This is a genomic window from Sinomonas terrae (genome assembly GCF_022539255.1).
Lineage (GTDB): Bacteria > Actinomycetota > Actinomycetes > Actinomycetales > Micrococcaceae > Sinomonas > Sinomonas terrae.
The window spans coordinates 4,025,570-4,038,282 of the sequence record NZ_JAKZBV010000001.1; the positions used below are offsets into that span (position 1 = coordinate 4,025,570).

Sequence of the window (12,713 nt, forward strand, 5' to 3'; positions counted from 1 at the left end):
GTCTCTAGAGTGCCGGGGCCGGCCCGAGCTCGCTGCGCAGTGCGCTCAGCGCCGCGTAGGCCTTGTCCCGATATGCAACCAGATCCGGTGCCTCCTCAGCCGGGATGTCGAGGAAGCCGCCGCCGGACTTGAGGCCAAGACGTCCCTTCTCGACCATCGAGTGGAGCATGCCCGGAGACGTGAAACGCTCACCGTACTCGGCCTCGAGGCTCGCGTAGGACATGTCGTAGACGTCCAGCCCCGCCATGTCGGCGATCGCGAAGGGGCCGAAGAGGGCCAGCCGGAAACCGAAGGCGTTGCTGACCACGGTATCGATCTGGGACGGGGTCGCGAGCCCCTCCTCCACCATCCGCACGGCCTCCTTGAAGAGGGCGAACTGGAGCCGGTTGGCGACGAAGCCGGGCGAATCCGCAACCTGGCCAGGCTGCTTGCCCGCCTCGCGGATCAGGTTCTCCGACGACGAGATCGCCCATTCGACGGTCCCCGGATGCGGGATGAGCTCGACGCCGGGGATGAACGGGGCCGGGTTCATCCAGTGGACGCCCAGGAAGCGCTCGGGGCCGACGACGGACTGCGCGAGCTCCGCGATCGGGATCGCCGACGTGTTGGAGCCGATGACCGCCTCGGCCGGAGCCGCGGCAGAGATCCGGGAGAGGGCCTCGGCCTTGACGTCGCGGCGCTCGAAGACGGCCTCCGTCACGTAGTCGGCGCCCTCGACCGCTGCTTCGACGCTCTCCGCAGCGCTGAGACGCCCTGCGATCTCCTCTGCCGCGCCGTCACGGAACAGACCGTCCTCCTCGAAACGGCCGGCCTGCGCGACGAGGCGCTCGCGCGCCTGGGCAGCGCGCTCGCCGTCAACATCGCCGAGCACGACGTCGCGGCCCGCCAGGGCGAGCACCTGGGCGATGCCTCCGCCCATGTACCCGGAGCCGACGACCGCGACTCGCTGGATGGCCTTCTCTGATGCGTTCATGGATTCCTCTCAGCGGCCCTCGCGGCCGCCCACCAAGCCTTCATCTGTGATGTGCAGCACGCTATGCCCGATTCACACGACCGTCAAGTTTCGTTCCATCGATTCACACATGACAACATGGGCAGACGATCCCCGAACAAAGGAGCCCGCCGATGAGATGGGGCTGCATAGCCGATGACGTCACCGGCGCCACCGACCTCGCCACGGCCTTCGTCAGCCGTGGCCTCGTGGCTGCCGTCCATTTCGGCGTCCCCAGCCGCGGCGACATCGAGCAGCTTGAGGGGCTGGACGTGCTCGTGGTGGCGCTCAAGTCACGCACGGCGCCTCCCGCGGACGCGGTCGGGCAGTCCCTCGCCGCGCTCGAGGCACTTCTGGCGGCCGGAGCAGAGCGCTTCTATGTGAAGTACTGTTCCACCTTCGACTCCACACCATCTGGGAACATCGGCCCCGTCATCGACGCAGTGCTGGGCCGGCTCGGGGAGCCGGGCAGCGTCGTCGTGCCGAGCTTCCCGGACACCGGGAGGACCGTGTACCAGGGCCGCCTGTTCGTCGGGAGCGACCCGCTTGACGAGAGCCCGATGCGCGAACACCCGCTCACTCCGATGCGCGATTCGAGCCTTGCGCGCCTCCTCGAGCCGCAGACGCAGAGCGAGGTCTCCCTCGTCCCACTCCAGACCGTGCACAAGGGCAGCGAAGCCCTGCGCGAGGAACTGCTCGGACTCATCGCCACAGGCCGAGAGCGGCCCACACTCGTGATCGTGGATGCCATCGACAGGGACGACCTCGCCACCATCATGGAGGCCGCGGAGGGCCTCAAGGTCATCACGGGTGGCTCAGGCCTCGCCCTCGGCATCCCGGCTGGGGACGAGGCGGAGGCCAGACGCATACCCCGCACTCCCGGTCGGCGGGCCGTCCTCTGCGGGAGTGCGTCGGCGCGAACCCGCGAGCAGATCGCCTCCGGCAAGGCCCTCCTGCCTTTCCGGAAGCTCGATCTGGAGGCTCTCCGCAACGATGTGGCGGCCGAGGCTGGGCGGATCATCGACTGGGCGCGGGACCTCTGGTCCCACGAGCCCTCGGCCGTCCCCCTCGTGTTCTCCGCGGAGAGCGTCGACGACCTGGCCCAGGACAGGGACACCGCGAGCGCGCTCGTCGAGCAGGCCCTGGCCGCGATCGCCGTCGGCATGGTCCGCGAGGGGGTTCGCGAACTCATCGTCGCCGGGGGCGAGAGCTCCGGGCGGGTTGTGCAGGAACTCGGGGTGAAGGCCCTCCGGATAGGCCCCGCGATCAGCCCGGGCGTGGCCTGGGCCAACGCCATCGCTGCCGACGGCACCAGCCTCAGCCTCGCCCTCAAGTCCGGGAACTTCGGGGAGCGCGATATGTTCACCACAGCATGGTCGGCCCTCGAGGGCGCCGCGCAGCCCGGGGAAGGAAGCGAAGAGAAGTGACGAGCTCAGAAGCTATGGCAGGGCCTCGGGAAGCGCTCGTGCTGGCCGGCAGGAGCCTGACCGCCAATGGCCTCAGCCGCGGGTCTGCCGGCAACCTCAGCGTGCGCGACGGCGACCGGCTGCTCATGTCGCCCACGGGATCGGACCTCGGCAGCCTCGAGGCCGCATCCCTCTCGGTCCTCGACTTCGAGGGGAACCTGCAGGAGGGACCTCGGCCGTCCAAGGAGTTCCCCTTCCACCGTGCCTTCTACCGCCGCGACTGCGCGACGAATGCCGTCGTGCACGTCCACTCCCCCGCGGCCATGGCCGTCTCTTGCCTCGAGCCCTGGACTGAGTGGAGCGCCATCCCGCCGCTGACCCCCTATTTCGTGATGCGGGTCGGGCAGACGCCTCTGGTCCCCTACGCCGACCCCGGCGACCCGAGCCAGGCCGACTGGATCGAAGCGATCCCTTACCCTCTCCATGCCGTCCTCCTGCAGAACCACGGGGCCATCACGGTCGGCCGCGACCTCGCGGAAGCCGTGGACACCGCCGTCGAACTCGAACAGGCCTGCGACACCCTCCTGCGCACCGCTGGCCTCCCCAAGCGGCTGCTCGACGAGGAGACCGCGGTGCGTCTCGCGGGGAAGTACGGGCGGCACTGGACCTTCGGCCAACCCCTCGCGGTTCCTCCCGCTCAGTCCTGAGTCGGAGGCGATCCGGCTGACATCCCGAGAAGGCGAGAGAAGTATGCCTGTCGAAAGCGACGGAATTGGCCTGGCCCTGAACACCTCGAGTGTCCTGGCCCATCTGCCCCTGCTGCAGCAGCCTGCCGCGGCCGCGGCCGCAGGGTTCGACGAGATCGAACTGTGGTGGCCCTACCGTGGCCCGGAGGCCACCAGGCGGGAGGCAGACGAGCTCGTCGCAGCGGTCGAGGAGGCAGGCGTCCGGGTGGGCCTGCTCAACTTCTACGGTGGAGACCTGAGCAGGGGCGAACGTGGCTTCACCTGCCAGCCCGGGCGCGAGGACGAGTTCGCTGCGGCAATGGATGGCGCCCTCCGTCTCGGCAAGCGGCTCGGAGTGCGCGCCTTCAACCCGATGTATGGGCTCGCGATTGCGGGGGTGAGTCCCGACGAGCAGGAGCGGACAGGCGTCGCGAACTTGGCGCTCGCCGCGGGCAAGGCCGGCGAGATCGGTGCGCGCGTCGCGCTCGAACCGCTCAGCGGGATCCCCTCCTACCCCCTCACCACTGCCGCGGCGACGATGCGGATCGTCGAGAAGGTGCGCGAAACCGGGAGCGCGGCGATCGGGATGCTCGCCGACTTCTACCACCTGAGCCACAGCGACGAGGACCTGATCGACGTCATCCGCCGATACGCCCGCGATTTCGTCCGCGTCCAGATCGCCGACGCGCCCGGGCGCGGGCACCCGGGCAGCGGGGAACTGCCCCTCGGCACCTGGCTCGGCGCGGCCAGGGAAGCCGGCTACGACGGGCCCGTCGGCCTCGAGTACTTCCCGGAAGACCCCGCCGTCGCCCTCGGGTGGCTCGCCTAGCGAGCCGCAGGCTCAGCCCAAGCCGCCAGCTCAGCCCAAGCCGGGCAGGAGCAGGACCTTGCAGGCGTCTCCCGTGAGCAGCCCGACGGCTTCGTCGATCTGGCTGAGCTTCATGCGGTGGGTGATGAGCCAGTCGAGTTCGAGCCGCCCCGAGTCGAGGAGCAGCAGGGACTGTTCCCACGTCTCCCACAGCCGGCGTCCGAAGATTCCGCGGAGCGTGATGCCCTTCTTGTTGATGTACGCGGCGATGTCGACTTCGGCGGGGCGGCTGGGGTGGCCGACCGTTACTACCGTTGCCTCGCGGCGGACGGCCTCGAAGAGGGTTGTCAGAGTCCCCGGGGCCCCCGAGCACTCGAAGGCGACGTCGAAGCCTCCGCGGCGCCCTGTTAGTTCGCGGCAGCGCTCGACGACGCCGCCGTCCGGCTGGAGCGCGATGGCGCCGAGCCTTTCGGCCTGCGCGCGCCGGAACGGATTGGGATCGACGGCGACGACGTAGGCGGCTCCCATGAGCAGTGCGAGCTTGACGACGACCAGGCCGACCGGCCCCGCACCGCTGACGACGACGGCCCGTCCGGCGACCGCGTACCCGGCGCGCTGGACGGCGTGGACGGCGACGCCAGCCGCCTCGAGCAGGGCCCCGGATTCGAGCGGCAGCCCAGCTGGTAGCTTGACGCAGATGTCCTCAGGCACAGCGGCGTACTGGGCGAACACGCCGTCGATGTGCATTCCGACGATTCTGGTGCGTTCACACGTGTGGGCGTCCCCCGTCCTGCAAGGGAAGCACTGCCCGCAGGCGAGGTGGCTTTCGAGGGCGACCCGATCGCCGACGCGCAGTCCCGAGACCCCCGGCCCGACCTCCACGACGGTGCCTGCCCCTTCGTGCCCGAGGACGACCGGGAGGTCGAGGTTGAAGGCCTGGGCAGAGGGGGTCCATTCGTAGAGTTCGCGGTCGGTGCCGCACAGGGAAGCAGCGCCGACCTCGAGCACAACAGACCCTTCTGCCGCTTTCGGGTCGCCGGCATCGGTGACATACTCGGCACCTCGTTCGGCTGCGGTCTTCACTACTGCCCGCATGGGGGCCACCTTTCGTTGATTTGCCTGATGGTGACTGAGGGCCGGGGTCAGGCCTGGAGCTGGCCGGCGAAGCGGCGCAGGATGTCCGGTGGGCCGACCTGCCCGCCTTTAAGGAGCAGGCGGCATTCGGCGACTGCGCCCAAGGCTTCCGCGCGCAGGATCGGGCCCGCGGTGACGAACTGTTCCGAGACCCGTAGTTGGCGCACACCCATCGCGATGAGGGCGTGGCTGGACGTATCGCCGCCGCAGACGGCGATGTCCCGGGTAAGGCCAGCCTCGGCCGTTCGGGCTGCTACGCCACCGATCAGTGCCCCCACATGCGCCGCGTCGGCAGGTCCCGTAGCTCCAAAGCGGGGATCGCTGGCACCTCTGGTGGTATGGACGACGACGTTGCGCCCCATGCGCAGGGCCGCCGACACGCGGTGCTCGAGTTCTGCCACGGCTGCGGAATCGGCGCGCCGCAGGAGTTCGACGGGCACCGGCACATCCGCCCAGCCGTGGGCGATCGCGTCCTCGATCTGGCTCGCCGTCGTGCTCGACGCCGACGCGCTCACGGCGAGCACCGGGCCCGCAGCCTCCTGGGGTGCGGGCGCGCTCAGGGCCTCCTCCGAGATAGAGCGCGCCAGAGCTGCCATGATCCCGCCCGAGCCGACGACGACGGATGGCCCGCGGCCGTGCGCCTCGCGCCTGAGTGCCTCGGCCACGGCGTCGAGATGCTCTTCGCGGACGGCGTCGACGACGAAGGCCTCTGCCTTGGGCTCCGCCCGCCGTGCGGCCCAAGCGTCCCTGAACGTCCCGTCGTCGTACGCGGGAAGGTGGATCGCCCCAGGCAACCGCTCCGTGCCGAGCTGCTCGGCCAGGACCCGCCGGAGGTCGGCCTCCGTCATAGGCGTCGAGGGGTGCCTGGACATGATCGGGTGGCGATCCAGACGGTGGATCTCGCCGCCGTAGGCCGCGTAGTGGTTGCTGAAGGCGGTGTAGCGGCCGAAGCCCGGTTGGGCAGGCACGACCGGGATCGCGCCGTGGTGCCCGAAGCGCTCGTGCAACAGCTGGATCCCGCGGCCGATGCTGCCGATCGTGACCGAACTGTCGAACGTCGAGCAGACCTTGTACAGCAGCACTTCCGGGTTGAGCGCTGCAACGCGCGCGAGATCCCTGCGCACGAGCTCGTCGAAGGCGTCCCCGGCCAGAGAGCGGGCCGGCCCGGCAAGGCCGACGACGTCGGCATCGGCCGGCAGGGGCGCGTCGCCTATGGCGAGCGCGGCTTCGAGACCGTAGCGGTGGGCCTGCGCGAGGACGTCCGCGGCGCCGGTGAGGTCGTCCGCGACGAAGGCGAAGGCTGGCACGCTAGGCGCCCTTCCCGAATTTCTGGACGGCGAGCAGAAGCGCCTCGTCCCCGTTCTGGGCCTTCTGCCGTGCGACCGCTTCCAAGGGGGCACCCTCCACGGCCGCCTCCCAGGCCTGACGCAGGCTCCGCACCCCGGCGGCGGGCCCGGCGGGGTGCGCCGCGACGGCCCCGCCGGCCAGCATCATCAGATCGGTCGAACCGACCGCTTCGAATGTGGGGCCGGGCGTGGTGACGTTCTGCCCGGAGGACAGGACCGGAAGAGGGGTTGCGGTTTCGCCGAGTGGCTTCAGCAGGCTGCGGATGTTGGCCGCGACCTCCTCGTCCGGTTCATAGAACTTGCTGCCCAACCCGCTCGCGTGCAGCTGGTCGGCGCCGGCCAGGCGTGCCAGCTGCTGCCACACTCGGTAGTCCACGCCGAGGGCCTTGGACCGCATCGATGCCGCAAGGCCCGCGCGATGGCCGTGGATCGGCACCTCGGAGAACGTCCTGAGCAAGGCCAAGGCGGGCAGTCCCATGATCGGGATGTTCAGCATCACGCACCTGCCCCCGGCCTCGACAACGAGGTCGTGGCGCTTCCGCAGCCCCGCGAGGTCGCCAGTGATGTTGAAGGCGTACATCGTGGGATGGCCGGTGACCTGTTCTGCCGCCCGGATCTCTTCGGTGGCGACCGCGACGCGGCGCTCGAGCGGGAGGTACTCGGGGTCGGTCATCAACTCGTCGTCCTTGATCAGGTCGATCGAGGCGAGGGCCAGGTCACGGACAACGAGCCGGAATTCCTCCTCCGAGAGCCCGACGTTCGGCTTGATGATGGTCCCGACCATGACGCCCTGAGCATCCCCGAGGAGCTTGCGCGTCCCCTCGATCCCGAACGCAGGGCCGGGGTGGGCGGCGACGAAGTCTTCCGGCAGGACCAGTTCCTGCAGCCGGCAGGCATAGAGCTCCCCCAATTCGAAGAGGTTGCCGGCGATCGCGGTCTGCAGGGTGGCTATGTCGGTGCCGATGTTCTCCATGGGGAAATCAACGGTGACGAGTGCGGCGCGCACCTTTTCGGGGTTCCCGCGGGAAGGTAGCGAGGGCCGAGAGGCGCCCAGCTCCCGGACCTCGACAACGTGTGCCGCGTGCCGCTCGCGGATCCGCGCGGATTCGCCGGGCACGGGGAGGAAGGTGCCGCTGGACTGCTCGCCGGCGAGAATGGCCGCCGCCTTCTCGGGATCGATCTCGGACTCAAGGTAGAAGGTGCAGCGCACGGTGCGCGGATCGCGCATGGACTCTCCGTTCGGAAGGGGTCTATCCCCTTGGAAGTTAGTACGTACAATTAGTACGTACATTAGAATCTGCTGCATCATAGGTCAAGCGCGGTGCGACAGCGGCGCGGTCCAGGGGCAGCGAACGGCAAGGAGTCAGCGTGGGCGTGGGACCAGAAGATGTGGATCCTCAAGAGCCCTTGCCACGCCTCAGCCGCGACGGCGGAATCCCGCTCCACGCCCAGATCCGGGACCTCCTCCGCCGGCAGATCACCGACCTCCCCCTGCCCCCGGGATCCTCCCTGCCCACCGAGGAGGAACTCCAGCGGCAGTTCGGGGTCTCCCGCAGTGTCGTACGCCAAGCCCTCGCTGGCCTGGCTGACCTCGGGCTGATCCGTCGGCAGCGCGGGCGCGGCAGCGTCGTGGCTGCCGCGCCCGTCCTCCATCGGCAGCTCCAGCGCGCCGGAGGACTCGACGAGCAGGCCGCCGCGCACGGCCAGCGCCTGCGCACGCACGTCATCGCCGTCGAACCCGTCACTGCGCCCCCCACAGCGGCCGAAGCATTGGGAACTCCCAGGGCCTGGGCAATCGAACGCGTTCGCTACCTCGAGCAGGTCCCCGTGGCCTTCATGCGGACCTGGGTGCCACGGGATCTCTTCCCCCATCTCACTCCAGAACTGCTGGAAGATGCCTCGCTGCTCGCCCTCATGCGAGAGCACGGATACCGCCCCGAAGGGGGCCCGAGGCAGGTCCAGGCCGTCGCCGCAGATGCAGGCTTGGCGCACAAGCTCAACACAGCTGTCGGCGAGCCCTTACTTCTGCTGCAGGGCGTGACGCGAGACGTCCTCGGCCAGGGCCTCGAATGGTTTAACGTGTGGCACGGCCCCGACACTGTCTTCGACGTCGACGCTCAGGTCACGATGCCGGGCACGGCCTTGGCCCCGGACCGGATCCAGCGTCTACGCGCGCTGGCACAGCAGCTCGAATCGGAACTGGCCTCGCTCGGCAACAACAGCCGTTAGCGCGGCCGTCGTTCCGCTCGGGTCAGGATTGGTTCGGGAAGAGGAGCATCTTGACCGTGTCGTCGACGTGGCCGTCCATGCGGGCGTTGAGGTATTCGGTCGCCTGCTCAAGCGTCGCGCGGCGGTTCACGATCCGCGCGACGCCTTCTGGATCCGCCTCGAGCATCCGCACGGCTGCTTCAAAGTCGGCGGGCTCGTAGACGTTCGAGCCGAGAAGGTGCTTTTCGTTCCGCTGGAAGGAACTCAGGTCAAACGTGACGGGGGCACCGAAGAGACCGACCTGGACGATCGTGCCGCGCTGCCGGACGAGGTCGTTCGCGTCGTCGACGATGCCGGCGACTGCTGCGGCGACGAAGACGACGTCGAAAGAGCCTCCCGCGCTCGAGCGCAGAGACTCCTTCCAACCATCGGCCACGGGATCTGCGACTGCTTGGGCCCCCATGGCCAGGCACAGCTCCCGGTTGCTCTCGCGGATGTCGGTCGCGGCGATGAACTCGACTCCCTCGTGCGCGAGCGTGAGCACGATCAGAGAGCCGATCGCCCCGCCGCCCAGCACCGCGACCTTCTGAGGCTGGCCTGTCCCGACGCGATGGACGGCGTGAATCGCGACTGCGAGTGGCTCCGCGAGAGCGAGGTACTCCGTCGGGACTGCAGTGGAGACGCGATAGAGCTTGTCGGTGGGTACCGTGACGAGTTCGGCGAAGGTGCCCGGCCACTCGCTCATGCCCAGCATGAGCTTGTGTTCGCACAGGTGCGAGAGCCCGGCGTCGCACGCTTCGCATGCGCCGCAGGAGCGCTGGGGCTCGATCACGACGTGGTCTCCGACGCGCAGAGCGGACTCCTCGTCGTCGACTGCCACGATGGTGCCCCCGCCCTCATGGCCCGAGATGAGCGGCGGGATCCGGAATGGATGGCTTCCATTTAGCGCACTCAAATCGGATCCGCAAATTCCTGCAGAGGAAATCCGCACAATTGCCTGCCCAGCCTGAAGTTCGGGCTCCGGAATATCTACGGTATCTGCCCTACGGGTTGCGTCGAATCTGATGGCCCTCATCGATGAGGCTCCTCTCACAGTTGAACTTGAGCGACCGTAGAACCCTTCGAAGGGGTCAGTCAAGCATGGAATGGTCGCGGGCGTCTCGCAGAGTATAGTGTCGCGCGTGCTGACGGGGGGTCCCCACGTCAGCCCGGGGATCCGCGAACGGGCGCTGCGGACGCTCGAGACGCGTTTCCCGAAAGCGGACCCGAAAGTATTCGCCACGAATCGGACCGGAAATGTTGGCGGGGCAACTTCGGATATCACTAATCCATACCTTCCGGAATTGCTGGAGGCCCTGGAGGAAAATGCCCGAGCCAGGGACGAAATCTGGTCCTCTGGAATGAAAGGGACCCATCACTCCCCGCAACGACGGCCGGCGTCCGAAGCGGAATCGTCGACGGAGTCCTGTTCACAAATGCGACAGGCGCAAGCAGCGCAGCGATTCAGCGCATCGTCGACCGCGGCACACCGTGCGTGCTCGTCAATCGGGGCCTGCACCATCTGGGAGTCGACCGACTCACATCAGACAACGCCCAGATCGGCGGAGCCACCCCGGGTGGAGAGATTTCTGGGCGAACTGATCGTGCGCGGATCTACCGCTGGGGCGCACCTCCGGTCGTGAGCAGCGGGCGATGGGGGTGGCTGGGGGGCCTGAAAGGTATCCTTGGGCCCATCGACACTGAATGGGGGCAAGGATGGACTTTGCGGAAAGACTGATGGCTCTGGCGGCGAAGGTGCGCCAGCAGCGCGCTTCGATCGAGACCGAGGAAGCCACGAAGAATGCCTTCGTGATGCCGTTCATATCGACCATCCTCGGCTACGACGTGTTCAACCCGATGGAGGTCGTCCCCGAATTCACTGCCGACGTCGGCGTCAAGAAGGGCGAGAAGGTCGACTACGCCGTCATCCACAAAGGCGAGGTCCAGATCCTGATCGAATGCAAAAAGTCCAAGGAACCGGTCAGGATTGAGCACGCCTCCCAACTGTTCCGGTACTTTGCCGTCACCAACGCGCGAATCGCCATCCTGACTAACGGCGAGGTGTATCAGTTCTTCACCGACCTTGATGCCCCCAATCGTATGGACGCCAAGCCATTCCTAGTCCTGGACTTGAACGACATCGATGAGACCCTCATCCCCGAACTGCAGAAACTCTCCAAGGATGTCTTCGATCTCGATTCGATCATCAACGCTGCCGGGGAGCTCAAGTACATCGGGCTGATCAAGCGCATACTCGCGGGCCAGTTCAAAGAGCCTGAAGACGACTGGGTGAGGTTCTTCACCTCGCGGGTCTATGAAGGCGCTTTCACGCAACGGGTGCGAGAACAGTTCACAGTCTTGGTCGCGAAGGCTACGAAACAATTCCTGAACGATCAGGTGAACGAGCGGTTGAAGACGGCCCTAGGCGGTCCCCGCTTACCCCCATGCGGGCGAGGCGCTTTCGACTGCCCAAGTCACCAGTGAACCAGTAGCGCAAAAGGACTTGGAACAAGCGGACGCCATCGAGACAACTCTCGAGGAACTCGAGGGCTACCAGATCGTCCGGGCCATTGTGTGCAGCGAGGTGAAACCCTCGAGGGTGGCCCAGCGAGATGCGAAGAGCTACTTCGCAGTCCTGCTTGATGACAACAATCGCAAGCCGATCGCCCGCCTCCACTTCAATAGGGCGCAGAAGTACATCGGCTTGTTCGACGGAGGCAAGCTCGAGACCCGCATCCCGATCGCCTCGCCAGAAGACATCTTCGAGCACGCCGAGGTCCTGAAGGCGACTGTTCGCTCCTACCTCTAACAAAGGCCGCCAAGCAGCCCCTTCAGACTGAGGGGTGAGATCCTGCGGGCCACAGACGGCTCATGCCTGGCAACTGATGCTGCCAGGCATGAGCAACGCGGGGTGGGCTCGCAAGACCTCAAGCAATCACGAGTCCCGCCAAGGCTGAGGCCAGAAGCGTCCCTTGCGGCGGTTCAGGCCACCCGGCTCGCAGGCGACTGGGTAAGCGACGGATCGGTCTCGGCCACGGAACCGATGGCCTCGTCGATCCTCGCCATCACGGAGGCCTCGAGCTTGACGCCAGCGGCCGCGGCGTTCGACGCGATCTGCTCGGGGCGGCTCGCCCCGACGATGGCCGCGGCCACGTTGGGGTTCTGCAGCACCCACGCCACCGCGAGCTGCGCCAAGGTGAGGTCGAGCTCCTCGGCGATCGGCTTGAGGTTCTGCACGGCGGTGAGGATGTCGTCTCGCATCCACCGCGAGATCATGTTCTTGCCACCCTTCTCGTCCGTGGCGCGCGATCCCTCCGGCACAGGCTGGCCCGGCACGTACTTGCCGGTGAGGATTCCCTGGGCGATCGGCGAGAACACGATCTGCGAGAGGCCGAGCTCTTCACAGGTGGGAACGACTTCCCGCTCGATGACGCGCCACAGCATGTTGTACTGCGGCTGGTTCGAGATGAGCTGGAACCCCAGCTCCGTAGCCAGCTTGTGCCCCTCACGGATCTGGTCCGCGTTCCACTCGCTCACGCCGATGTAGAGCGCCTTGCCCTGGCGGACGATGTCGGCGAAAGCCTGCATCGTCTCCTCGATCGGCGTCTCATAGTCGAAGCGGTGCGCCTGGTACAGGTCGACGTAGTCGGTGCCGAGCCGCTTCAGCGAGCCGTTGATGGACTCCATGATGTGCTTGCGCGAGAGACCGGTGTCGTTCTTGCCGCCCGGGCCCGTGGGCCAGTACACCTTGGTGAAGATCTCGAGGCTCTCCCGGCGCTCGCCCTTCAGGGCGTCGCCCAGCACAACCTCCGCCGCGGTGTTGGCGTAGGCGTCGGCCGTGTCGAAGCTCGAGATGCCGGCGTCGAGAGCCGCGTGGATGCTCTTGCTCGCCGTGTCGTCGTCGACCTGAGACGCGTGAGTGAGCCAGTTTCCGTAGATGATTTCGGAGATCTTGAGACCTGAGTTGCCGAGATATCTGAATTCCATGGTCTTCTCCTATGTCAAAGCCGCGTGGCACGAGTCATTGATCGCTGCAGGGTTTCATCAGAGGCGACC

10 protein-coding genes and 1 pseudogene are annotated in these 12,713 nt (G+C 67.3%); 5 read left to right on the forward strand and 6 right to left on the reverse strand.

Annotation, left to right across the window (positions count from 1 at the left end; all coding sequences use genetic code 11):
• Positions 1–4: 4 nt before the first annotated feature.
• Positions 5–973 (reverse strand): 3-hydroxyacyl-CoA dehydrogenase family protein, encoded by a 969-nt coding sequence (locus tag L0M17_RS18610; RefSeq protein ID WP_241055874.1) that lies wholly within the window; start codon positions 971–973, stop codon positions 5–7.
• A gap of 152 nt (positions 974–1,125) precedes the next feature.
• On the opposite strand from L0M17_RS18610, the gene otnK reads away from it, so the two are divergent.
• Genes otnK through L0M17_RS18625 form a run of 3 tightly spaced genes read left to right on the forward strand, consistent with a single transcriptional unit; the run spans position 1,126 to position 3,951 of the window.
• Entirely contained in the window at positions 1,126–2,418 is a 1,293-nt protein-coding gene (otnK, locus tag L0M17_RS18615) for a 3-oxo-tetronate kinase (protein ID WP_241055875.1), read from the forward strand.
• Positions 2,415–3,104, forward strand: coding sequence for a class II aldolase/adducin family protein (locus L0M17_RS18620; protein WP_241055876.1), 690 nt, complete (start codon positions 2,415–2,417; stop codon positions 3,102–3,104). Before otnK ends, L0M17_RS18620 begins: the two co-directional genes overlap by 4 nt.
• A 43-nt stretch (positions 3,105–3,147) precedes the next feature.
• Positions 3,148–3,951, forward strand: a complete 804-nt coding sequence (locus tag L0M17_RS18625) for a hydroxypyruvate isomerase family protein (protein ID WP_241055877.1) — start codon at positions 3,148–3,150, stop codon at positions 3,949–3,951.
• A 30-nt stretch (positions 3,952–3,981) separates the two neighbouring features.
• On the opposite strand, the gene L0M17_RS18630 is transcribed toward L0M17_RS18625, so the two are convergent.
• From L0M17_RS18630 to L0M17_RS18640, 3 genes are read right to left on the reverse strand one after another with little or no spacing between them, the layout of a single operon-like run.
• Entirely contained in the window at positions 3,982–5,025 is a 1,044-nt protein-coding gene (locus L0M17_RS18630) for a zinc-dependent alcohol dehydrogenase (RefSeq protein WP_241055878.1), read from the reverse strand.
• Positions 5,026–5,072: 47 nt separating this feature from the next.
• Positions 5,073–6,371, reverse strand: a complete 1,299-nt coding sequence (locus tag L0M17_RS18635; protein WP_241055879.1) for a four-carbon acid sugar kinase family protein — start codon at positions 6,369–6,371, stop codon at positions 5,073–5,075.
• 1 nt (position 6,372) lies between these two features.
• A complete protein-coding gene (locus tag L0M17_RS18640; protein ID WP_241055880.1) occupies positions 6,373–7,638 on the reverse strand; it encodes a RuBisCO large subunit C-terminal-like domain-containing protein in 1,266 nt (421 codons plus the stop codon).
• A 146-nt stretch (positions 7,639–7,784) separates the two neighbouring features.
• On the opposite strand from L0M17_RS18640, the gene L0M17_RS18645 reads away from it, so the two are divergent.
• Positions 7,785–8,639 (forward strand): GntR family transcriptional regulator, encoded by an 855-nt coding sequence (locus L0M17_RS18645; protein WP_241055881.1) that lies wholly within the window; start codon positions 7,785–7,787, stop codon positions 8,637–8,639.
• Between the two features lie 22 nt (positions 8,640–8,661).
• On the opposite strand, the gene L0M17_RS18650 is transcribed toward L0M17_RS18645, so the two are convergent.
• The gene (locus tag L0M17_RS18650) at positions 8,662–9,693 is read right to left on the reverse strand and encodes a zinc-dependent alcohol dehydrogenase (RefSeq protein WP_241055882.1); all 1,032 of its coding nucleotides are present in this window, start codon (positions 9,691–9,693) and stop codon (positions 8,662–8,664) included.
• 680 nt (positions 9,694–10,373) lie between these two features.
• Between L0M17_RS18650 and L0M17_RS18655 the strand changes: the two are divergent.
• A pseudogene (locus L0M17_RS18655) lies at positions 10,374–11,466 on the forward strand (type I restriction endonuclease).
• A 173-nt stretch (positions 11,467–11,639) separates the two neighbouring features.
• Here the strand turns inward: L0M17_RS18655 and L0M17_RS18660 are convergent.
• Positions 11,640–12,644: an aldo/keto reductase family protein gene (locus L0M17_RS18660; protein WP_241055883.1), complete on the reverse strand. Its 1,005-nt coding sequence runs from the start codon at positions 12,642–12,644 to the stop codon at positions 11,640–11,642.
• Between the last annotated feature and the right edge of the window lie 69 nt (positions 12,645–12,713).